Source organism: Sphingorhabdus sp., assembly GCF_035329025.1.
GTDB lineage: Bacteria > Pseudomonadota > Alphaproteobacteria > Sphingomonadales > Sphingomonadaceae > Sphingorhabdus_B.
On the sequence record NZ_DAOLHN010000018.1, the window covers coordinates 25364 to 46974 of the forward strand.

Below are 21611 nucleotides of genomic sequence, written 5' to 3' on the forward strand. Positions count from 1 at the left end.
GTTCTGTTATCAAAGCGTTGCCATCAAGGCGTTTACTGCAAGCACGACCAGACACACGGTCGACAGCGAAAATATTGAAAAACGGACCATCACCTTGTTGACGACCGCCTGATAAACCGAATGGATGATGCGTAAGGCAACATAGGCCCATGCAAATTTCACCATCAGCGGTGTGGCCGCCTGCGATATGTGCAGGATGAAAACCACCGCATAAAAGATAGTCGGCTGCTCCATCAGGTGTGTATAATTGTGCGATTTCCACGCGGCAGTGCCGAGCATCGGATCGATATCCTGTCCGCGCAGTCCGGGTGCAGGCGGCTCCTTGCTTCCCAATTTTGCAAGCGTGCCAAAGCGGGCAATGGCCAACCAGCCAAGCATTACCAATGACCAAGCAACCAATACGGCCGCAGGCGCGAGTATCGTTGTATCCATAAGAAAACCCTCCCCGTTTTCGATGGCGGGGAGGGTGCTTCAACCTGTGTAAATTGTCAAATGCAACTTATTGTACCTGTCTCCCCTCCCGCATGCGGGAGGGGCAGTGCGACTTGCGGCCGCGAAGCGGTTGCTAGTCGCAACGGGGCGGGTATCAAAACATAAAAGGGCCACCCCCAACCCCTCCCGCAAGCGGGAGGGGAGAAGATCATTGAGCCGATCGCTTGCCGATATGGTGGACGTTGCCCAAATCATTGGCGGCAATGCGCGTGTAAAGGCTCGCCATCGGCTCATCCTCAACCACGAAATCTTCGGTTTCGCCGAAACCGTTAAATTCGGTGCGCATCGCGCAGCCATAGGCACCGAGCATGCCGACTTCGATATAGTCACCGGCCTTCACGTCGGCGGGCAACAGGAATGGACCGGCCATATAGTCCATATCGTCGCATGTCGGTCCGTAGAAGGCGAACTCGCTTATCTCGTCGCTGCCGCTTTCGCGCATCAACTCGACCGGGAAGCGCCAGCCGACATGCGCTGCATCGAACAACGCGCCATAGGCTCCGTCGTTTATGTACAGCTCATTGTCGCGACGCTTTTCGACCTTCACCAACAGCGAAGCATATTCGGCGCACAGCGCACGCCCCGGCTCGCACCAAAGCTCTGCTGAGTAGCTGATCGGCAAATCTTCGAACGTGCGGTGGATCGTTTCGAAATAGGCTTCGAGCGGCGGCGGTTCCATACCCGGATAGACCGAGGGAAAACCACCGCCAACATCGACGATATCAACCGTAACCGATGCTTCGACGATTGCCGCGCGCACTTTCTCCATCGCTTCGGCATAGGCCAGCGGCGTCATCGCCTGACTGCCGACATGGAAGGCAATGCCGAGGCTATCGGCGGCCTGACGAGTCGCGACCAGCAGGTCTGCGACTTCGGCAGGTTCGGCACCGAATTTGGCGGCAAGGCTGAGCTTTGCATGATCCGAGGACACACGGATGCGCACGCACAGTTCCAGATCAGCCGCCGCAACGCCGTCAGTCGCGGTTGCACGAACGATCTTCTCGAGCTCTTCATGGCTGTCGAGGCTGAAGGTGCGCACACCATGATTGTGATAGGCCTGCGCAATCGCACGCTCCGATTTCACCGGGTGCATGAAGCACAGCTTTGCATCGGGCAGGAATTTGTGCACGAGACGCACCTCGCCGAGCGAGGCAACATCATAATGCGTGATTCCGGCAGCCCACAGCGTTTCAAGAAGTGCGGGCGAGGGATTGGCCTTTACGGCATAGAGCGAGCGGCCCGGAAACTTCTCGACAAAGAAGCGGGCGGCGCGCGTCGCAGCATGCGGGCGTAGGAGTGTTACGGGCTCGTCCGGGCGCAGGGCGCGGACTAGGGACGCAGCATCAGGATAGTTGTGCAACTCAAGGGACCCCCAATAGTCTGTTAAACCGATAAAATGCGAACAAGGCTGCCTTGCGGTTATTGGAAGTCCCCCTGGGGCAGCGGAGGGTGCCTATATGATTCGGGGGGGCAGATGTAAAGAAAAAACGATGCCGTTTTTGTCGACCTAGCCAGCGGCCAAGCGATCCATCACCTCGGTTGTTGTGCTGATATTCCTCAGCAAACGTCCATCCCGAAAATTCACGCCTTTGCAAAGAACTTCGGAAAGGATGTAATATGGCGTGCCTGAGGCAATCGGAACTTTCTTGGTTGCAAACATCGTTGAAACCATTTTTTTGTCTGCGCCGTAATATACAACATTTTCGTAATAATATTCCGGACCTGAACATTTCAGGTGGAAATCCTCCAACACATAACTGACCGCCTTGTCCCCTAGAGGAACGGCAGCTTTGGTATATGTGATGAGTGTGCCCTTGAAGGACTTGTCAGCTTCGTTCCAGGCCAGGTCCGACTGGTCCCAGGCAATGCCTCCCTGTGCATTTGTTGCGTACATCCAAGTGTGGCCGGATTGCGCTGAAGCGGCCGAAGCGAACAGTCCAATGAACGCCAAAATGTTGATCAAAATGTAACGCATGCCCCGAATTTCCCTTAGGTAGTCAGGACAATCTATCGCGGAATTCGGTCCAGTCAAACTCCCGCACACAGCGCAGTTCGTCGCTGTCGCTGTTCCATAGCCAGATTGAGGGCAGGGGAACGCCGTTGAAGGTGTTCGTCTTCACCATCGAATAATGCGCCTGATCGAGGAAAGCGAAGCGTTGGCCAGCTTCCATCGCGACGGGCAGGCCGTAATCGCCGATGATATCGCCCGCAAGGCAGCTTGGGCCACCGAGCCGAATTGCCGGGCCTTCCGACCGTTCGCCCAGCATTGCCGGACGATAGGGGGCTTCGATCACGTCGGGCATGTGGCAGGTCGCGCTGATGTCGGTGATGCCGATCGGCATGCCGTTGTCAAAAACATCGAGCAACTCGCCGACCAATATCCCGGCATCGAGCGCAATAGCCTCGCCGGGCTCAAGATATACATCGCAGCCGGTTTCGGCGCGAACGGCTTTGATGAATTCGACCAGATCGTCGCGCTGATAATCGGCGCGGGTGATATGATGGCCTCCGCCGAAATTGAGCCATTTCAACTGACTGAAATAGGGTGCGATCTTGGGCTTCAAGCTTTCCCATGTGCGCTTTAGTGGCAAGAAATCCTGCTCGCAGAGCGAATGGAAATGGATCCCCGAAACGCCCTGCAAATGCTCTGGCCGCAATTGGCTGACAGGGAATCCCAGTCGCGAATGTGGGGAGCAGGGGTCGTATTTAGCAACCTCACCCTCCGCATGCTCCGGATTGATGCGCAGGCCGACATCGACACTGTCATCGATATATGCGGCAAAACGCCTATGCTGCGCGGGCGAGTTGAAGATGATGTGATCGGATATGGCAACAATCTCTGCCATGTCGGCAGCCTTGTAACCGGCGCAATAAGTGGCAATCTCGCCCTTGTAATGATCACGCGCCAAACGCGCTTCCCACAGCCCGCTGGTGCACACGCCATCGAGATATTCACCAACGACATCGGCCAGCGACCACATCGAGAAGGCCTTGAGCGCCGATAAAACCTTAGCGCCTGAACGCGCCTTCACCTCGGCGAGGACAGCCAGGTTCCGCCGCACGGCGATTTCGTCCACCACAAAGGCAGGCGTCGGCACGCGGTTAAGGTCAAATCGGGCAAAGGCCCCGGGATCTCCGGCTCTGGTTTCCATTTTTTCTGTCCTATATTTTGTTTCGCGCAGAGACGCAGAGATTCGCAGAGGCCGCAGAGAGTTATTCTGGTTTGTGGTCGTTGACCATTCTTCGAATGCCCTCTTTCATCGTTCCGCCCGAGAAATTTAGAAGCAGCCCTACGGGCTGTTTCAATATCCTCAAATACGTCAGCAGCTGCTTTGCATGTGCCTTGCTGAGCTGTTCGACCGCTTTGATCTCAAGGACAAGCTTGTCTTCAACAAGAATATCGATTCTGAACGCCGCCTCAAAGCATTGGCCATCAAACACCAAAGGCACCGGCACTTGCCGGGCGACTTTCAACCCTCTGGCCTCGAGCCGTCCTGCAAGGATCGACTCATATACAATCTCAAACAGTCCCGGCCCAAGTTCACGATGGATCGCAATAGCCTCATCGACGACGATAGCACTCATCTCATCAATGTGCATCGCAACCCCTCTGCGGTCTCTGCGTGATCTCTGCGTCTCTGCGCGAAACCAAAAACCTTAAAAACCCAAAGGCCCATCCAGTTCCTTCACTTGCCATGGCAGACCATGCTGGTTGAGCATCTCCATGAACGGATCGGGGTTGAACTGCTCCATATTATACACGCCATGCCCGCGCCACAGGCCCTTCACGATCAGCGCAGCGCCAATCATAGCGGGAACACCGGTGGTGTAGCTGACCGCCTGATTGCCGGTTTCGGCATAGGCGTCTTCATGGTCGCAAATGTTGTAGATGTAGAGCGTCTTTTCCTTGCCATCCTTGCCGATACCGGTGGCAATGCAGCCGATGTTGGTTTTGCCCTTGGTTGTGGGGCCAAGGCTGGCGGGTTCAGGCAAAACGGCCTTCAGGAATTGCAGCGGGATGATTTCGACGCCCTGATATTTGACCGGATCAATGCGGGTCATGCCGACATTCTGCAGCACGGTCAGGTGCTTGATATATTCATCGCCAAAGGTCATCCAGAAACGGATGCGCTTGATCTCCGGTAGGTGCGTTTTCAGGCTTTCGATTTCCTCATGATACATGAGGTACATGTTCTTCGGGCCGACAGCCTCAAAGTCGAAGCTCTGCTTCACCGACATCGGCGGGGTTTCCACCCAATCGCCATTTTCCCAATGGCGTGCGACTGCAGTCACCTCGCGGATGTTGATTTCGGGGTTGAAGTTGGTGGCAAAGGCCTGGCCATGGTCGCCGCCGTTACAATCGAGGATGTCGAGCGTGTCGATGCGCTCGAAATGATGCTTCTTCAAATAGGTGGTGAACACGCTGGTCACGCCTGGGTCAAAACCCGAACCCAGCAGCGCCATCAGCCCTGCATCCTTGAAGCGGTCCTGATAGGCCCATTGCCAGTGATATTCGAACTTGGCCTCATCCTTCGGCTCATAATTCGCGGTATCCATATAATGTACGCCAGCGGCAAGGCAGGCGTCCATGATCGCGAGATCCTGATAGGGCAGGGCAAGATTGACGACGAGCGCAGGCTGGACCTTTTCAATCAGGCGGGTCAGCGCAGGTACTTCTTCAGCATCGATTTCATAGGTGTCCACTACGACGCCGGTGCGTTCCTTGACCGACGCGGCAATCGCATCACACTTGCTCTTGGTGCGGCTCGCGAGGCTGATGTGCGTAAAAATATCGGCGTTCATCGCCATCTTGTGCACCGCCACCGAGCCGACGCCGCCTGCGCCGATTACCAAAACCCTGCTCATCTGTTACGTCCTTCGACAAAGATTCGTTATTGCGAAGGCATATAGAGGGCTTTGATGACAGAACAAGAATTGCGCGACCCCCAACGATCGCCCAGTCGCGAAGGCGTGCTGCGGGCGATGGCCAAAGTCGCCGAGATTTTGCCGCCAACGCCGCTATTGCCGCTGGAAGCGGATGGACGAACGCTGTGGTGCAAGGCCGAAATGCTGCAGCCGATTGGCGCGTTCAAGATCAGGGGTGCGTGGCATCGGATTTCGGACCTCAGCGATGAAGAGCGCCAACGCGGCGTCGTGGGTGTTTCCAGCGGCAACCATGCGCAGGGGGTGGCCTGGGCGGCAAGGCGCCTCGGGATTCCAGCCATAATCGTGATGCCGGAAAATGCACCCAAGGCGAAGATTGAGGCAACACGAGCGCTGGGGGCCGAGGTTGTGCTGTACCAGCGACCGGGGCAGGATCGCGACGCGATTGCTGCGGAATTGGTTGCGCGATCGGGTGGAACCTTGGTGCATGCCTTTGGCGATCCCTGGGTAATCGAAGGGCAGGGGACTTTGGGGCTGGAAGCCGAGACGCAGCTCAAGGCGCGCGGCATAGGCGGCCCGATCCATCTCATATCCTGTTGCGGTGGTGGCGGGCTTTCGGGCGGACTGGCGCTGGCCTGCCCCGAAGCAACGCTGTCAATTGCTGAACCTGAAGGTTGGGATGATGTAATCCGGTCACTGGCTGCGGGCGAAATTGTCTCGGTTGCGGATCAGCATCATCCTACGCCTTGCGATGCGTTGCAGACCCCCCGGACTTATCCGATCAACTTCGATATCCTCAAAAAGCGGGTATCAAGCAGCGCGGTCGTCACACCCGCAGAAATAGCTGCGGCGATGCGGCTCGTATTCGAAAAACTGCATCTTGTCGTCGAACCGGGCGGTGCAGCGGCTTTGGCGGCGGTGCTTTCAGGTAAACTTGAACTTGTGGCGACGCCGGTCGTCACGCTGTCGGGTGGTAATGTCGATTGGGACACCTATCAGAACATGGTTGGAGGTGTCGCATGAGCGATTTTGTCAACGCTGCAACGCAAAGCCACGCCGAAGTCAATCGCACGCTGTCTTTGGCTTTTCACACCGATCCCGCACTTTCCTATATTTTGAACGATGATGCGATGCGTCGCCAGCGTTTACCAATACTCTTCGACTTGCTGGTTGAGGACGATGCGCAGTCCGGGCGTGTGGTTCATTCAGCCGGCCACGAAGCTGCCGCGCTTTGGCGAGCGCCCGGCAAAGCCGAGAGCGAACCGGGACCGATGCTGAGCGAATTGTGGTCAATGCTGAAGATTTTCGGTCTGGCTTTACCGCGTGCGCAACGGGTGGTGGAAGGCATCGATCGCAACCGGCCCAAAGGTGATTTCTGGTACCTCCACTTTGTCGGCGTGCGACCCGAATTTCAGGGCAAGGGCTGGGGCGGTCGCATCATTCGCGAAGGGCTGGCGCGTGCCGATGCCGAGGGGCTGCCAAGTTGGCTCGAAACCGCGACGCCAGAAAATGTGCCGCTCTACCAGCGGCTCGGCTTTGTTATCCAGTGCGAGTGGGATGTGCCCAAAGGCGGACCCCATTTTTGGGGGATGATGCGGCAGCCGTCGTCAACCTGAGCTACGCAGAACAGTCCTGAAACTGTAACCAAAGCGGCATCGTTGCGTCACATGCGCGCGCTAAGCAATCCCGACCGTTCGGGAGAATCGCATGTCCATTTCGCGTAGTGCCAAGATTGAAGCAGCGGTAATCCGCGATGCCGCCCCGCAAAAGCAGAAGCTGCTCGACCGCGCGTTCGCCTTTGCTTTTCGCGGTTTGGTCTATGCGCAAATTTGGGAAGATCCGGTGGTCGATATGGAGGCGCTCGATATCCGGCCCGGAAACCGTGTCGCGACGATTGCCAGCGGCGGATGCAACGTTCTTTCCTACTTGATCACTGACCCTGGCGAAATCGTAGCGGTCGATCTGAATACCGCACATGTCGCGCTCAACCGGTTAAAGGTTGCAGCCCTTCAGCGGTTGCCGGATTATGCGCATTTCCGCCGCTTCTTTGCCGATGCCGATACGCCAACCAATTCGCGCACCTATAAGGCGCATATTCGCGATCATTTGGACGATACCAGCCGGCGCTATTGGGAAGGGCGCGACCTTGTTGGCAGGCAGCGCATAAGCGGCTTTTCGAAGGGTCTCTATCGAAAGGGCCTGCTGGGCAGCTTTATTGGTCTCGCACATGCGGTCGCAAAACTTCATCGTGTCGACCCGGAAATCCTGCTGAAAGCGACTTCGATCGAAGAACAGCGGCGGATTTTTGACAAAAGATTTGCGCCAATTTTCGATCGCAAATTCGTCCGTTGGTTGACCGATCAGCCCGCATCACTCTTCGGTCTGGGCATTCCGCCAGCCCAGTTCGATGCCTTGGCTGGTGGGAAAAGGATGGCTGATGTCCTGAAGGAGCGGCTGCAGAAACTGGCTTGCGGCTTTGACTTGGACGACAATTATTTCGCCTGGCAGGCATTTGGCCGGGGATATGGCAAACAGAGCAATGCGCCGCTGCCGCCCTATCTGCAGCAGGGCAATTATGACCAGATCAAGGAGCGGGCGGGACGCATCGATATCCGTCACGCCAATCTGGTCGAGATGCTGGCGCAATCAGAGGCAGAAAGTTTTGATCGCTATGTTCTGCTCGACGCGCAGGACTGGATGGATGACACCCAACTGAACCAATTGTGGTCAGAAATCACACGGACTGCACGCCCCGGCGCCCGTGTGCTGTTTCGGACGGCTGCCGTGCCAAGCCTGTTGCCCGGCCGCGTATCAGACGCGCTTCTTGATCTCTGGGAATATCGTGTCGAGCAGTCGCTCGACTTCACCCGCAGGGACCGATCGGCAATTTATGGCGGCGTGCATCTATACATTCTCAAGGACTGAATATGGCGACGACTTTTGGCAACGACCATGCAGGTCTGATGGACAATATCTATCGCGGGCAGCGGCACATCTATGACGTTACCCGCAAATATTATCTGTTGGGACGTGACCGGCTGATCGATGGTCTGGATGTGCCGCATGGTGGAACAGTGCTTGAAATTGGCTGCGGCACCGGACGCAATCTGATCAAGATTGCCCGGCACTGGCCAGAATGCCGTCTATACGGACTCGATATCTCGTCCGAGATGCTCAAATCGGCAGAAGTCAATATCCGCCACTCTGCAATGGGGGAGCGCATCCAGATGGCGCAGGGCGATGCTACCGGCTTTGACTCATATGAACTTTTTGGCCGCCGCCGTTTTGATCGGATCGTGTGTAGCTACTCATTGTCGATGATACCTGATTGGCAAGCGGCGGTACGCTGGGCGCTCACGCTGCTTGCACCGCAAGGAAGCTTACACATCGTTGATTTCGGGATGCAGCAGGATATGCCAAAGGCATTTCGCGCCCTGCTATTCCGCTGGCTGCAGATATTCCATGTGGCGCCAAGGGACGACATGGCCGAATATGCGGATGCGCTGGCTCGTACGCTACAATTGGATTTCAAATGTGAGAAGCTGTTCCGAGATTACAGCCGCATTATCACCATAGGATAGGCAGCAGGCCAGCGAAGGGTCAGTTTGGCCGCTTCGCGTGTCGGGCGATATATCCGACATAGTCAGCCTTGCCGAGCGGGATTCCGGCTTTGCGCAGGATCGAATAGGCCGCCATCAGATGAAAATAGAATTGGGGTAGCGACCAATCGCGGACATATTCCGCTGCCGACATTTCGAATGCCATACCGTTGGGCAGGTCAAAAGAAACGGGCGTGTCGTCAGAAATAAATCCGTCAGCACGGGCATTTTTGATCAATTCGCGAGTTTCGCTGATATGCGCGCGCGCGTCAGCTAAGCTGGTGTGATCGCTGTCCTGCGTGGCAATCGATGTGCCGGTCAACCGGTTGAGCGTGTTGACGACCTGTTGCGTCGTGAAACGGACCTGTGTTGCAAGAGGATACATGTCATCGGCAAGCTTCTCAGTGATCAGAGCTTCGCCACGTGGATCGACTTCGGCCTTCGCCAACATATGGTCGAAAGTACCGAGCATCTGGTCAAAAGAAGTCAGTGTGAAATCAGCGAGGTTCATGCGTCCACTCCTAGTTGCAATTTGCAACTTATCTAGGAGCGGTGCGCAAGTCGGTCAAGCAGCCTCGGCGAATTTCAGTTCCATCCGATCCCAGATTTCGACCAAGGCGTTGGTCAGGTCCTGCATCATCTCTTCGGTGTGCTGCGGGCCAGGGGTGAAGCGCAAGCGTTCGGTTCCGCGCGGAACAGTGGGGAAATTGATCGGCTGCACATAGGCGCCATATTCGGCGAGCAAAGTGTCGCTGATTTTCTTTGCCTTCACCGGATCGCCCACCATCAGCGGAACAATATGCGTCACGCTCTGCATTACCGGTAGCCCGGCTTCTGCAAATAATTGCTTGAGGCGGGCGGCATTGGCTTGTTGCGCGGCGCGTTCTTCACCTGACTGCTTGAGGTGCTTCACCGAAGCGAGCACGCCCGCGACCAGCACCGGTGACAGCGAGGTCGTGAAGATGAAGCCCGGAGCATAGCTGCGGATTACGTCGACGATCTTCTGGTCGGCCGCGATATAGCCGCCCATCACGCCGAACGCCTTGCCCAGCGTGCCTTCGATGATCGTAACCCGGTCGGCAACCTCGTCGCGTTCGGTGATACCACCACCATGCTCTCCATACATGCCAACTGCATGCACTTCGTCGCAATAGGTGATGGCGTTATATTTGTCGGCCAGATCGCAGATATCGGAAATCGGCGCGATATCGCCGTCCATCGAATAGACGCTCTCAAACGCGATCAGTTTGGGCAGCGCCGGATCATCATTGGCGAGAAGTTCTTCGAGATGCGCCAGATCATTGTGCCGCCAGACGCGCTTTTCGCAGCCTGAATTGCGGATGCCCGCAATCATCGAGGCATGGTTCAGCTCATCCGAATAGATGATGCAGCCGGGCAATATCTTAGCAAGCGTAGCTAGCGTTGCTTCGTTCGAGACATAGCCCGAAGTGAAGAGCAATGCCGCGCCTTTGCCGTGCAGGCTGGCGAGTTCGGCCTCCAGTTCGACATGATAATGCGTGTTGCCGCCGATATTGCGCGTGCCGCCTGACCCTGCGCCGACGTCATGCAGCGCCTCTTCCATGGCGGCAATCACCTTGGGATGCTGACCCATGCACAGATAGTCGTTCGAGCACCAAACGGTGATCGGCTTTGGCCCATTATGGCCTGCAAAGCAGCGCGCATTGGGGAATTTGCCCTTGTTGCGCAGGATATCGATAAACACGCGGTAGCGGCCTTCGGCGTGGAGCCGATCGATAGCCTTGTCGAAAATTTCGTCGTAGTTCATGGCAAGCTAAGCCCTGTTGGTTGCCTGCCCAATAATGCGGGTCAAAACGGAAATCCAGCGCGAACTATTCGCAATAACCCGATTAGAGTGACATGATCTGGGTCAAATTGTACCGTTCCAGCGCCGGACGATAGGGTTCGATCTGCTCGACCGGCCCGGTTGAGATGAATATCCCTGCAGCCGGACTATCCGGCCATGGCTGTCCTTCAGTCAAATAAGAAACCCTACGCGCAATCCCGTCCGAACCGTCGACAAAATCCATATTTGAGGCGAGTCCTGCCTCGCTGGACGCCATGGCCAACTCTTCCTGCACCAACGGAAAGTGGGTGCAGCCCAGAATGATTTGGTCGATCCGGTCACCCTGCGGCTGGCTGGCAAGCCCCGCTATGGCCGCTGCGAAAATCGCTGGATCAGGTGTTTCTCCGCGCAACTTGGCTTCGGCGGCTGCGACAAGTTCCGGAGCGGCATGGCGCAGCAAAGTCTTTCCCCCGGCATGTTCGGCCTCAAGCTTATCGACATAGGCTTGCCGGATTGTTGCCTTCGTGCCGAGCAGGCCGATCACACCACTTTGTGTCTGTTCGGCAGCCGGTTTAATCGCGGGGACGGTGCCGACAATCGGAACACCCAACACCGCCCTTGCATGCGCCAATGCTATCGTTGAAGCGGTATTGCAGGCAATGACAACCAGTCTGGGGCGATACCGCTCCGAAAGGCGACCAAGGAATGCGCAGACACGCGTGGCCACCTCGATCTCGCTTTTCTCACCATAAGGCAGACCGGCATAATCCGCGGAATAGACTATCGGTGTCTGTGGCAGGACTTTGCGGATTTTCGCCAGAACCGACAGTCCGCCTATGCCGGAATCAAAGACCAGTATCGGGGCGTCGGGTGAAATCATGCCGCGCAGATAGACAAGGGTCGAAGCAGAGGCAACCGGCCTTGAGTGTATCCCCGGTTGGCGATAACCATCTGGCAGCAGAGGGAGTCGGACATGCCAACAGGCTGGATGGAAATCGGAAGTGCAGCCTTGCTGGGCTATTTGCTGGGGTCGATACCTTTTGGCCTGCTACTCGCCCGATTTGGCGGTGCAGGGGATATCAGGGAAATCGGCTCGGGGAACATCGGGGCCACCAATGTGTTGCGCACCGGGCGAAAGGGGCTGGCGGCGTTCACGCTGCTCCTGGATCTGCTAAAGGGTGTCGCAGCGGTGCTGCTGGTGCGGCAATTGATGCCGGGTTGCGAAGTTATAGCGGCGGTCGCTGCCTTTTTCGGCCATCTCTATCCCGTCTGGCTTGGTTTTAAGGGCGGTAAAGGCGTCGCGACCTATGCGGGCATCTTGTTTGGTCTGCACTGGCCCTTGGGGCTGATTTACGGCGTAGCATGGATAGGCGTGCTGCTCGCTTCGCGTATTTCCTCATTGGGCGGACTGGTCGCTGCGGCAGTCGCGCCATTGGCTGCTGCATTTTTGGGGCGGGTAGAAATTATCATTCCGTTGGTGGCGTGCAGCCTGATCATATTCTGGAAGCATCGGGAGAATATCCAGCGTTTAATGGCGGGTACGGAACCGCGCATCGGCCAGAAATAATCCGCAATGGTGATTGGCGACAGCGACATATTCGACCGGCTACGGCTGATCCGGTCGCCCAATGTCGGGCCTATCAGCTACCGCCAGTTGGTGGCTCGGTTCGGTACGGCAGGAAAAGCGCTTGAGGCGCTACCCGATCTGGCCGCACGCGTTGGCGGTCGCAAATTCATTGCAGCCCAGTCGGAAGCAATTCATCGCGAAATGGAACATCTGGTTCGGGTTGGCGGGTGCTATCTGTTTGTCGATGATCTGGATTATCCCTCTTTGCTCGCCGAGTTGGAAAATGCCCCGCCAGTTTTGACCTACAAAGGCAACATTGCGCTTGCGACCCGGTCTAATGTCGCAATGGTTGGTGCACGTAACGCCTCTGCCGCTGGTTGCCGGATGGCGCGCAATATTGCGCAAGAATTGGGGCAGCGAGAGATTGTCGTAACGTCGGGTTTGGCGCGCGGGATCGACGCAGCCGCGCATCAGGGAGCTATCGCTACCGGAACTATCGCCGTCATCGCAGGCGGAATCGACTTCGTTTATCCGCCCGAACATATTGGGTTGCAGGAAAGGGTTGCTGCCGAAGGTCTGCTGCTTGCCGAAATGCCACCGGGCACCGAACCCAGAGCGCGCCACTTCCCCTATCGCAACCGTATCATCGCAGGACTGTCAGCAGGCACCGTGGTGGTTGAGGCAATTCCCAAGTCGGGCTCACTGATTACGGCAAGGCTGGCTGGTGAGGCTGGCAGGGAAGTGATGGCTATTCCAGGCTCACCACTCGACCCGCGTTCGCGCGGATGCAACCAGCTTATCCGCGAAGGCGCGACGCTGGTTCAGGATGCGGGTGAAATCGCAGAGCTGATCGCACCGCTCGATCAGCGCGTGAGATCCAAGCCATCGGCACAGCCGCAATTCGATTTCATCGCAGAGGCTGGCGATGGCGAACGTAATGCCATTTTCAAATTGCTCAGCCCCAATTTTACAGCCGTTGATGAACTGGTGCGCCTGTCCGGCATGCCATCGGCGCAGGTACAGATGGTGTTGCTCGAACTTGAACTGGCTGGCCGCCTTGAACGCGGGGCAGGGGCGCGGGTGCGCCTGACCGCCTGATTTTTGCAGCTTGACGACCCCAAAATCCCCCCGCCAATCTATGCGCGTACGTGAGAGTGTGAGAAAAGATCGAAAATCCATGAAGTTAGTCGTCGTCGAATCACCCGCAAAAGCCAAGACCATCGAGAAATATCTGGGGAGCGGATATAAGGTTCTCGCATCCTATGGCCATGTCCGCGACCTGCCGCCCAAGGACGGTTCGGTCGATCCTGATAACGGCTTTGCCATGCTGTGGGACAATTATCCGGACAAGGCCAAGCAGTTGAAAGCAATCGCCGATGAGGCGAAGAAGGCGGACGGCCTGATCCTCGCAACTGACCCTGATCGTGAGGGAGAGGCGATTAGCTGGCATGTTCAGGAAGTGCTGGCGAACAAGAAAGCGCTTCCCAAAAATGTGTCGCGGGTCACTTTCAACGCCATCACCAAGCAAGCAGTTACCGAAGCGATGGCGCATCCGCGCGAACTCGATCATGACCTTATTGATGCCTACCGCGCCCGCCGTGCTCTTGACTATCTCGTCGGCTTCACTCTGTCGCCGGTGCTGTGGCGCAAGCTGCCAGGTGCAAAATCGGCCGGGCGCGTGCAATCGGTGGCACTGCGCCTGATTGTAGAACGCGATCGCGAAATCGAAGCGTTTCGCGCACAAGAATATTGGTCGGTCACCGCCAAGATGGAACATAAGGGGCAGGGCTTCGACGCCCGCCTTGTCCGTTACAAGGACGAAAAGCTCGACAAAATGGCGCTCGGCATGGAAGGCAGCGCCGAGGAAGCTCGCGCAGCGGTCGAAGCCGGGCATTTCAGCGTCGACAGCGTCGAAACCAAACCGGTTACACGCAACCCGCAACCGCCCTTTACAACCTCAACGCTGCAACAGGAAGCAGCGCGCAAGCTGGGCTTTTCGGCCAGCCACACGATGCGGATCGCGCAGAATCTCTACGAAGACGGCGCGATAACCTATATGCGTACCGACGGCGTGCAGATGGATCATAGCGCGATTTCGGCGGCGCGCGGAGCAATCGCCAACCGCTATGATGCAGGATATCTACCCGACAAGCCGCGCATCTATCAAACCAAAGCAAAGAACGCGCAGGAAGCGCATGAAGCCATCCGTCCGACCGATTTTGGCAAGGACAAGGTGGGTTCTGGCGATCATGCCAAACTCTATGACCTGATCTACAAACGCGCTTTGGCAAGCCAGATGGCTTCTGCGCGGATGGAGCGGACCACAGTCGATATGCTCGACGGTACCGGCCAGATCGGGCTGCGCGCAACTGGCCAAGTTGTGAAATTCCCTGGATTTCTCGCGCTCTACGAAGAGGGCATTGACGACAAGGACGACGAAAACGGCGCTTTGCTGCCTGCTCTCGAAAAAGCTGACGTTCCAGCGAAAAAGTCGGTCGAAAAGACACAGCATTTCACCCAGCCCCCTCCGCGTTATTCGGAGGCCAGTCTCGTCAAACGGTTGGAAGAATTGGGGATTGGTCGCCCATCGACTTATGCCTCGACGATTCAGGTACTGAAAGATCGGTCCTATGTACGCGTGGAGAAAAACCGTTTCTTTGCAGAGGAATCAGGGCGATTATTAACAGCATTTCTCGAACGTTTTTTCGAGCGCTACGTTGCATATGATTTCACGGCAGGCCTGGAAGATCAGCTCGACGAGATCAGCGCGGGCGATGCCAATTGGCAGCGCGTGCTGGAGGCCTTCTGGCGCGATTTCAAACCGAAAACCGCCGAAGTCATGGAGCAGAAGCCGTCGGATATTACTGCCGAACTCGACAAGTTCCTTGCACCCTATCTCTTCCCCGAGCGGGAGGATGGTGCAGATCCGCGTATTTGCCCTAAATGCGGCACTGGAAAGTTGGCGCTGCGCGGCGGACGATTTGGTGCCTTTGTCGCCTGCTCTAACTATCCGGAATGCAAATTCACCCGCAAATTTGCCCAACCCGGCGGCGCCGACGGCATGACGTCAGATGGACCCGAAGTGCTTGGAAAACATCCGGAAACTGGCGAGGACATTAGCCGCAAGTCCGGACGTTTTGGCCCCTATGTCGAGATGGGCGAGGGGAAGGAAGCCGCGCGTGCATCCATCCCCAAGGATATTCCATCTGACGACTTCGGGCTCGATTGGGCCGTCAAACTGTTGTCGCTGCCGCGCACCATCGGCACGCACCCGGAAAGCGGCGAACCCGTGACGGCGAGCATTGGGCGCTATGGCCCCTATCTGGCGCATCAGGGCAAATATGCCCGTCTGCAGTCGACCGCCGAAGTTTTCGAAACCGGTATGAACGCCGCTGTCGTCAAACTGGCAGAGGCAGCCAATGGCAATGGCCGATCACGCAATGGCGGTTCTCGCGAACCTCTGAAAATATTGGGTAATCATCCGCGCACCGAGGCCGAGATCAAGCTGATGGAAGGCCGCTACGGCAATTATGTCACCGATGGCACGACCAATGCGACCTTGCCCAAGACGGTTGCGCCTGACGAACTGACGCTGGAAGAAGCTGCGCAGTTGATCGACGACCGCGCTGCCAAAGGCCCTGCAAAGGGCAAGGCGAAGAAAAAGGTGCCTGCCAAGAAGGCTCCGGCCAAAAAGGCGGCGCCGAAGAAGAAAGCCAAGTAAACCGCATGCGGCCCCGGCCTTTGCCGGGGTGACGCGGGGCTATTCCACCCAATCCAGCCCCATGTCGCGGTAGACCGAGCGATCCTCGTCCCACCCGGCCTTCACCTTGATGTGGAGGTAGAGATGAACGGGGACACCCATCAGGTCTGAAATCTCCTTACGCGCGGCGGCTCCAATGGCCTTGATCCGGCTACCGCCCTTGCCGAGGACAATCGCGCGCTGGCTTTCGCGTTCGACGAAGATTTGCTGGTAAATCTCGACGCTGCCATCGGGACGCTCCGAATATTTTTCGGTTTCAACTGTGCTCGCATAAGGCAATTCGTCATGCAGTTGCAGGTACAGCTGCTCGCGGGTAATTTCGGCCGCAGCCATTCGTTCGGAGGCGTCGGAAACCTGGTCTTCAGGGAAATGCCATTCGCTTTCGGGCATTGCTGCGCCAATCGCGGCTTTCAGTTCCGCCAAGCCATCCGAGGTCGCTGCGCTGATATAATAGACTTGCTCGAAAGCGCACAAATTCAGCAGCTTTTCGGTCAATGCCAACAGCTTTTCCTTGGCTGCAATGTCGACCTTGTTGAGGATAAGCCATTTGCGTTCTGGCCGGTTGACCAGTCCCTCGATGATCTTCTCAACCTTGGGGCCTGCACCAGCCCGCCCATCGACAACAGCCAAAATCAAGTCAGCATCGGATGCGCCTTCCCACGCAGCGGCAACCATTGCACGGTCGAGCCGACGGTTGGGCGCGAAAATACCCGGGGTGTCGACCAATATGATCTGTGCATCACCCTCAATCGCGATACCCATCAACCGCGTGCGCGTGGTCTGCGCCTTGGGGCTGACAATTGCCACCTTCTGCCCGACCAGTGCGTTCACAAGCGTCGATTTGCCCGCATTGGGCGCGCCGATAACGGCGACATGGCCGCAGCGCTTCGTCATGTGTTTTTCTCCAGAAATGCTTTTGCGGCGGCGGTTTCAGCGGCCTGTTTACTGTTGGCAGTGGCCGACACCGGATCGAAGCCCTTGACGTTAACGGTCACTTCAAAGCGCATGGCGTGCGGTGGGCCTTCCTTCGAGGTCACCTCGTAAACCGGAACCTTGCGGTTATGCGCGGCACTCCATTCCTGCAACGCTGATTTGGGATGCTTGGGGGCGGCTTTTGCGGATTCAAGCAGCGGCCGCCAATAGCGTTCGATAAAGCTGCGCGCTCGATCAAGACCCAGGTCGAGATAGATAGCCCCAATCAGCGCCTCAACCATGTCACCCAAAACATAGTCGCTTTCCTTGGCGCCATCGTCGCGCGCTTGCTTGCCCAGCCGCATATGCGCCTGCAGACCGATTTCGCGCGCTACTTCGGCACATGTGGCTCCTGACACCAGCGCATTCAGGCGATGTGACAGCCGCCCTTCCGGTTCTTCGGGGAATCGTTGGAACAGCATCGAAGCCGCCACCAGCCCGAGAACGCGGTCACCCAGAAATTCAAGTCGCTGGTAATGCGCTTCGCCGGTGCTGCCATGCGTCAGCGCTTGTTCGAACAGTTTCGGGTCGGTCGGCGCTGCGCCTATAACCTCTTCAAGCCATTTTGAAAGATCGGACAAGGTCAGAAACCCTCGCCAATGCGATCCCAGCGGGCGGCCGAAAACCAGGTCCAAGGCAGCAGCCAACGGGCTGAACCATCGGTCGAGAAGACGACGAACTGCGCACGTCCGACCAGATTTTCGGTCGGAACCAGCCCGATCCAAACGCCATCAGCCGGATAGCGGCTATCGGCGCTACGGTCACGATTGTCGCCCATCAGTAACAATTGGCCTTCCGGCACCATCTTGGCTTCGGTGTCGTCGCCTTTTTGATAAGGTTCGATATCGAGCGAGAGGTAACTTTTTCCTTCGGGCAATGTTTCGCGATATTGCGGATAGCGGCATTGCGTGCCGCCGCCCTTGGCGGGCTCTTCATATTGCGGTTTCCAGCATGGAAATTCAGTCCCTTCCAAAGCAGCCGCATCGCGCATGCCCTGCGTCACAGGCGTCACAAAGTCGTCGACGCGGACTTTCTTTACGGGCTTGCCGTTGATCTCCAGCGTTCCGGCGCGCATTTGCACAACATCGCCCGGCAGGCCGATCACCCGCTTGATATAATCGACATTGGCATCGCCCGGTGCGTGCACCACTACGACGTCGCCGCGTTCGGGCAGGCTGCCGAAAATCCGGCCTTCGAATAACGGAGGTGAAAGCGGGAAACTGTATCGCGAAATGCCATAGGGCCATTTCGAAACCAGCAGATAGTCACCTATCAGCAGTCGCGGGTGCATAGATTCCGAAGGAATATTAAACGGCGCAAAGATGAAACTGCGGAATATCAATACGATTGCCGCCAGTTTCAGCAAGAACAATCCATATTCGCGCCATTCGGAAGCGCTGTTTTTCTCAACACCTGCCGTTTCGGTTTGGGTGGTTTCAGTCAATTGCGATGCCCCGACATTCGATTTCATGGTTTTGGCGCCATACGGCTCTGGCCTTCTAATGAGCGTCCGCGCTATTGGCCAGTGCCGAGATTCTCCCTGCCAAGGAAATGCCATGACTGCCAATATTTGGGCCGCAATCGAAAACATCCCATCGAAGAAGCTGGAAGCTTTGTTCGATGAGGATGCGCAGCGCGTCGATGGAATGACGATTTCGCAGTCAGGTTTGCGGTTTGATTTTTCAAAAACGCACCTCGACGCGGGCTTGATTGCGGCATTTTCTGAACTGGCAGTAACGATGGACCTGGATGGTGCACGCGACCGTCTGTTTTCAGGCGCCGTCGTCAACCCTACGGAAGGACGAGCTGCAACCCATATAGCCGAGCGCGGCAGTGGTCCGGTAGACGATGTTGCGCAGGCAAAGGCATTGCAAAACCGGATGCGCGGCCTCATCGAGGTGATCGAGGCAGGGGCGTTTGGCGAGATCAAGCACATCCTGCATATTGGCATTGGCGGTTCGGCGCTGGGGCCCAAATTGCTGATCGACGCGCTGGGTCGCGACGGCCTGCGCTTTAACACCAAAGTCGTGTCGAATGTGGATGCTACGGCGTTGGTCGAGGCTGTTAAGGATATGGATCCGAAGGCAACGCTGGTTGCTGTGGCCTCCAAGACCTTCACCACAACCGAGACACTGATGAACGCCGAAAGCGCGCTGGAATGGCTGCGTGATGGCGGGGTGGAAGACCCTTATGGTCAGGTTATCGCGCTAACCGCTGCTCCCGAAAAGGCGATGGAATGGGGTGTCGACCAGAGCCGTATTCTGCCATTCGCAGAGAGCGTGGGCGGGCGCTATTCGCTCTGGTGTTCGATCGGTTTTCCTGTCGCTGCGGCCTTGGGCTGGACTGCGTTTGAGGAATTGCTTGAAGGTGCCGCCGAAATGGACCGCCATTTCCGGTCAGCACCGTTGGAGGCGAATGCTCCGGTGATGGCTGCCTTCACCGATCTTTATTATGCTCAGGTCCGCAAATGTCAGACGCGCGCGGTTTTCGCCTATGACGAGCGGCTGCGGCTGCTGCCCGATTATCTCCAGCAGCTTGAAATGGAATCGAATGGCAAGTCGGTGACCGCAGATGGTAAGCCACTGGGTCGTGCAAGCGCACCGGTGACCTGGGGCGGCGTGGGAACTGATGCCCAGCACGCGGTGTTCCAGTTGCTGCATCAGGGGACGCATACCATTCCGGTTGAATTCATTGTGAGCAAGACGCCGGGGCATGATTTCGATCCGGCGCATCACGAAACGCTGCTGATCAACTGTTTTGCGCAAGGCGCTGCCTTGATGCGGGGCAGGGCAAGTGAAGATAAAGCTCGCAACTATGTCGGCGACCGGCCATCGACAACAATCCTGATGGATGACGTCACGCCGTCGGCGGTTGGCGCGTTGATTGCTTTTTACGAGCATCGCACCTTCGCCAATGCTGCGTTGCTCGGCATCAATCCATTTGACCAATTCGGCGTCGAGCTGGGCAAGGAAATTGCCCGCGGCATATCTGAAAACGGGCCGGCTGGTTTTGACCCATCGACCAGCGCGTTGATTGCGGCTGCCGGTTTGTAAAAATCCGGGCTTTATCACTGAACAGCATTTTCGATTGGCATTTCGGCCAATGCATCGCCATCTGGCGGGCAAAGGAATGAGATATGGCATTTGATTTTGACCTGTTTGTGATCGGTGCGGGCTCAGGCGGGGTCCGTGCGGCACGCATAGCTTCGTCACACGGTGCACGCGTGGCGGTGGCAGAGGAGTACCGCGTCGGCGGAACTTGCGTGATCCGGGGTTGCGTGCCCAAGAAGTTGCTCGTTTACGGATCCCACTTTGCCGAAGACTTGGCCGATGCCGAGCGTTTTGGCTGGAACACCAAAGGCGCAACCTTCGATTGGCCAACCTTGCGCGATAATGTCGCGTCGGAAGTCGACCGGCTTGAAGGACTGTATGGCCAGACGCTGGGCAATGCAAAAGTAGAGATATTCCACCAGCGCGCGGTAATTGCCGGGCCCAACCTGATCCGCCTGGCTGATGGAACTGAAGTCAGTGCGGCCAATATCCTGATCGCGACAGGGGCGTGGCCCTCAATCCCGGACATTCCGGGTGCGGAATATGGCATCACTTCGAACGAAGTGTTCCACCTCGAAAAACTTCCCAAGCGTGCGGTCATTGCCGGGGCAGGATATATCGCCAATGAATTTGCCGGAATCTTCAATGAACTTGGCGTGGAAGTCACTCTGGTAACGCGCGGCGACAAGATGTTGCGCAGCTATGATCAGGAAATCGTCGAGAAGCTTGTCGGCATCAGCCGCGAAAAGGGCATCGATATCCGGTTCAACTTTAAATGCCCGGCAATTCGCAAAAAGGCGGATGGCTCGTTGCTTGTTGAAAGCGGGGATGGAAGCGACGTTGAAGCGGATCTGGTGCTTTTCGCAATCGGTCGTGTACCCAAGACTCTGGACCTCGGGCTTGAGGCTGTTGGCGTTGCACTCGACAAGGATGGCGCGGTGTTCGTTGACGAATATAACCGCACCAATGTTTCGGGCATCTATGCTGTCGGTGATGTCACGAACCGCGTCCAGTTGACGCCGGTCGCCATCCGCGAAGGCCATGCATTTGCCGATACGGTTTTCGGAAACAACCCGCGCACCATAGATTATGGTGCTATCCCGACTGCCGTGTTCTCGAACCCACCAATCGCTGGCGTGGGTCTGACCGAGGAGGAGGCACGCGCGCAACTCAGCGATGTCAAGGTGTACAAGAGCGATTTCCGCGCGATGAAAAATGTGCTCGCCGGACGGAACGAGCGCGCGTTGTACAAGATGATCGTCGATGGCGCGACCGACAAGGTCGTCGGCCTGCATTTGATCGGGCCGGACAGTGCCGAAATCCTTCAGGCTGCTGCGATTGCAGTGAAGGCCGGGCTTACCAAACAGGCTTTCGACGATACCGTCGCATTGCATCCCAGTATGGCCGAAGAGCTTGTCCTGATGAAATAAGACTGGTTGCGAATTGCAACCTGTTTGCTAATTCTCTGCCAAGAGGAGTGCAT

At 56.9% G+C, this 21611-nt stretch carries 21 protein-coding genes; 9 read left to right on the forward strand and 12 right to left on the reverse strand.

Going from position 1 to position 21611, the window contains the following annotated elements; genetic code table 11:
- Positions 1–9: 9 nt before the first annotated feature.
- The 6 genes from PKC81_RS06745 to PKC81_RS06770 form a co-directional block, all read right to left on the reverse strand.
- Positions 10–432, reverse strand: a complete 423-nt coding sequence (locus PKC81_RS06745) for an MAPEG family protein (protein WP_324334381.1) — start codon at positions 430–432, stop codon at positions 10–12.
- Positions 433–640: 208 nt separating this feature from the next.
- A complete protein-coding gene (locus PKC81_RS06750) occupies positions 641–1852 on the reverse strand; it encodes a type III PLP-dependent enzyme (RefSeq protein WP_324334383.1) in 1212 nt (403 codons plus the stop codon).
- 147 nt (positions 1853–1999) lie between these two features.
- Positions 2000–2455 carry a hypothetical protein gene (locus PKC81_RS06755; RefSeq protein WP_324334385.1) on the reverse strand — a complete coding sequence of 152 codons (456 nt, stop codon included), beginning with the start codon at positions 2453–2455 and terminating at the stop codon, positions 2000–2002.
- Positions 2456–2489: 34 nt separating this feature from the next.
- Complete coding sequence (locus PKC81_RS06760) at positions 2490–3644, reverse strand: carboxynorspermidine decarboxylase (protein WP_324334387.1); 1155 nt, start codon at positions 3642–3644, stop codon at positions 2490–2492.
- A 61-nt stretch (positions 3645–3705) separates the two neighbouring features.
- A complete protein-coding gene (locus PKC81_RS06765; protein ID WP_324334389.1) occupies positions 3706–4077 on the reverse strand; it encodes a GxxExxY protein in 372 nt (123 codons plus the stop codon).
- A 72-nt stretch (positions 4078–4149) separates the two neighbouring features.
- On the reverse strand, positions 4150–5358 hold the full coding sequence (locus tag PKC81_RS06770; protein ID WP_324334391.1) for a saccharopine dehydrogenase family protein: 1209 nt from the start codon (positions 5356–5358) through the stop codon (positions 4150–4152).
- A gap of 54 nt (positions 5359–5412) precedes the next feature.
- On the opposite strand from PKC81_RS06770, the gene PKC81_RS06775 reads away from it, so the two are divergent.
- The 4 genes from PKC81_RS06775 to PKC81_RS06790 all read left to right on the forward strand — a co-directional run bounded on the left by PKC81_RS06775 (position 5413) and on the right by PKC81_RS06790 (position 8957).
- Complete coding sequence (locus PKC81_RS06775; protein ID WP_324334393.1) at positions 5413–6399, forward strand: pyridoxal-phosphate dependent enzyme; 987 nt, start codon at positions 5413–5415, stop codon at positions 6397–6399.
- The gene (locus tag PKC81_RS06780) at positions 6396–6992 is read left to right on the forward strand and encodes a GNAT family N-acetyltransferase (protein ID WP_324334395.1); all 597 of its coding nucleotides are present in this window, start codon (positions 6396–6398) and stop codon (positions 6990–6992) included. Before PKC81_RS06775 ends, PKC81_RS06780 begins: the two co-directional genes overlap by 4 nt.
- 91 nt (positions 6993–7083) lie before the next feature.
- Positions 7084–8301 (forward strand): DUF3419 family protein, encoded by a 1218-nt coding sequence (locus PKC81_RS06785; protein ID WP_324334398.1) that lies wholly within the window; start codon positions 7084–7086, stop codon positions 8299–8301.
- A gap of 2 nt (positions 8302–8303) precedes the next feature.
- Positions 8304–8957, forward strand: coding sequence for a class I SAM-dependent methyltransferase (locus tag PKC81_RS06790; protein WP_324334399.1), 654 nt, complete (start codon positions 8304–8306; stop codon positions 8955–8957).
- Positions 8958–8976: 19 nt separating this feature from the next.
- Here PKC81_RS06790 and PKC81_RS06795 read toward each other — a convergent pair whose 3' ends face one another.
- The 3 genes from PKC81_RS06795 to murI form a co-directional block, all read right to left on the reverse strand.
- Positions 8977–9486 (reverse strand): DUF1993 domain-containing protein, encoded by a 510-nt coding sequence (locus tag PKC81_RS06795; RefSeq protein WP_324334401.1) that lies wholly within the window; start codon positions 9484–9486, stop codon positions 8977–8979.
- 54 nt (positions 9487–9540) lie between these two features.
- Positions 9541–10761, reverse strand: coding sequence for a 5-aminolevulinate synthase (gene hemA / locus PKC81_RS06800; RefSeq protein ID WP_324334404.1), 1221 nt, complete (start codon positions 10759–10761; stop codon positions 9541–9543).
- 82 nt (positions 10762–10843) lie between these two features.
- Positions 10844–11659, reverse strand: coding sequence for a glutamate racemase (murI, locus tag PKC81_RS06805; RefSeq protein ID WP_324334406.1), 816 nt, complete (start codon positions 11657–11659; stop codon positions 10844–10846).
- Between the two features lie 93 nt (positions 11660–11752).
- Here murI and plsY point away from each other — a divergent pair, with 93 nt between their 5' ends.
- From plsY to topA, 3 genes are all read left to right on the forward strand, one after another.
- Positions 11753–12346: a glycerol-3-phosphate 1-O-acyltransferase PlsY gene (gene plsY / locus PKC81_RS06810; protein WP_324334408.1), complete on the forward strand. Its 594-nt coding sequence runs from the start codon at positions 11753–11755 to the stop codon at positions 12344–12346.
- 12 nt (positions 12347–12358) lie between these two features.
- Positions 12359–13444 carry a DNA-processing protein DprA gene (gene dprA / locus PKC81_RS06815; protein ID WP_324334434.1) on the forward strand — a complete coding sequence of 362 codons (1086 nt, stop codon included), beginning with the start codon at positions 12359–12361 and terminating at the stop codon, positions 13442–13444.
- Positions 13445–13523: 79 nt separating this feature from the next.
- Positions 13524–16067, forward strand: a complete 2544-nt coding sequence (topA, locus tag PKC81_RS06820) for a type I DNA topoisomerase (protein WP_324334409.1) — start codon at positions 13524–13526, stop codon at positions 16065–16067.
- 39 nt (positions 16068–16106) lie between these two features.
- Here the strand turns inward: topA and era are convergent, their stop codons facing one another.
- The 3 genes from era to lepB are packed head-to-tail and all read right to left on the reverse strand — an operon-like array spanning position 16107 to position 18549.
- Positions 16107–17000: a GTPase Era gene (gene era, locus PKC81_RS06825; protein ID WP_324334411.1), complete on the reverse strand. Its 894-nt coding sequence runs from the start codon at positions 16998–17000 to the stop codon at positions 16107–16109.
- On the reverse strand, positions 16997–17665 hold the full coding sequence (gene rnc / locus PKC81_RS06830; protein WP_324334436.1) for a ribonuclease III: 669 nt from the start codon (positions 17663–17665) through the stop codon (positions 16997–16999). The genes era and rnc overlap by 4 nt, the downstream gene beginning before the upstream one ends.
- Positions 17662–18549 (reverse strand): signal peptidase I, encoded by an 888-nt coding sequence (lepB, locus tag PKC81_RS06835; RefSeq protein WP_324334413.1) that lies wholly within the window; start codon positions 18547–18549, stop codon positions 17662–17664. The genes rnc and lepB overlap by 4 nt, the downstream gene beginning before the upstream one ends.
- A gap of 85 nt (positions 18550–18634) precedes the next feature.
- On the opposite strand from lepB, the gene pgi reads away from it, so the two are divergent.
- Together pgi and gorA are read left to right on the forward strand one after the other, a co-directional pair.
- Positions 18635–20131 carry a glucose-6-phosphate isomerase gene (pgi, locus tag PKC81_RS06840; RefSeq protein ID WP_324334415.1) on the forward strand — a complete coding sequence of 499 codons (1497 nt, stop codon included), beginning with the start codon at positions 18635–18637 and terminating at the stop codon, positions 20129–20131.
- An 83-nt stretch (positions 20132–20214) separates the two neighbouring features.
- A complete protein-coding gene (gorA, locus tag PKC81_RS06845) occupies positions 20215–21558 on the forward strand; it encodes a glutathione-disulfide reductase (protein WP_324334417.1) in 1344 nt (447 codons plus the stop codon).
- Positions 21559–21611 lie beyond the last annotated feature (53 nt).

Bases quoted from the DNA above. Each gene is read 5' to 3' on its own strand.
- lepB (WP_324334413.1), bottom strand. From the start codon at position 18,549: ATGAAATCGAATGTCGGGGCATCGCAATTGACTGAAACCACCCAAACC.
- topA (WP_324334409.1), top strand. From the start codon at position 13,524: ATGAAGTTAGTCGTCGTCGAATCACCCGCAAAAGCCAAGACCATCGAG.
- PKC81_RS06775 (WP_324334393.1), top strand. From the start codon at position 5,413: ATGACAGAACAAGAATTGCGCGACCCCCAACGATCGCCCAGTCGCGAA.
- murI (WP_324334406.1), bottom strand. From the start codon at position 11,659: ATGATTTCACCCGACGCCCCGATACTGGTCTTTGATTCCGGCATAGGC.
- PKC81_RS06745 (WP_324334381.1), bottom strand. From the start codon at position 432: ATGGATACAACGATACTCGCGCCTGCGGCCGTATTGGTTGCTTGGTCA.
- PKC81_RS06785 (WP_324334398.1), top strand. From the start codon at position 7,084: ATGTCCATTTCGCGTAGTGCCAAGATTGAAGCAGCGGTAATCCGCGAT.
- plsY (WP_324334408.1), top strand. From the start codon at position 11,753: ATGCCAACAGGCTGGATGGAAATCGGAAGTGCAGCCTTGCTGGGCTAT.
- PKC81_RS06790 (WP_324334399.1), top strand. From the start codon at position 8,304: ATGGCGACGACTTTTGGCAACGACCATGCAGGTCTGATGGACAATATC.
- PKC81_RS06765 (WP_324334389.1), bottom strand. From the start codon at position 4,077: ATGAGTGCTATCGTCGTCGATGAGGCTATTGCGATCCATCGTGAACTT.
- era (WP_324334411.1), bottom strand. From the start codon at position 17,000: ATGACGAAGCGCTGCGGCCATGTCGCCGTTATCGGCGCGCCCAATGCG.
- PKC81_RS06770 (WP_324334391.1), bottom strand. From the start codon at position 5,358: ATGAGCAGGGTTTTGGTAATCGGCGCAGGCGGCGTCGGCTCGGTGGCG.
- gorA (WP_324334417.1), top strand. From the start codon at position 20,215: ATGGCATTTGATTTTGACCTGTTTGTGATCGGTGCGGGCTCAGGCGGG.
- PKC81_RS06760 (WP_324334387.1), bottom strand. From the start codon at position 3,644: ATGGAAACCAGAGCCGGAGATCCCGGGGCCTTTGCCCGATTTGACCTT.
- pgi (WP_324334415.1), top strand. From the start codon at position 18,635: ATGACTGCCAATATTTGGGCCGCAATCGAAAACATCCCATCGAAGAAG.
- PKC81_RS06780 (WP_324334395.1), top strand. From the start codon at position 6,396: ATGAGCGATTTTGTCAACGCTGCAACGCAAAGCCACGCCGAAGTCAAT.
- hemA (WP_324334404.1), bottom strand. From the start codon at position 10,761: ATGAACTACGACGAAATTTTCGACAAGGCTATCGATCGGCTCCACGCC.
- PKC81_RS06795 (WP_324334401.1), bottom strand. From the start codon at position 9,486: ATGAACCTCGCTGATTTCACACTGACTTCTTTTGACCAGATGCTCGGT.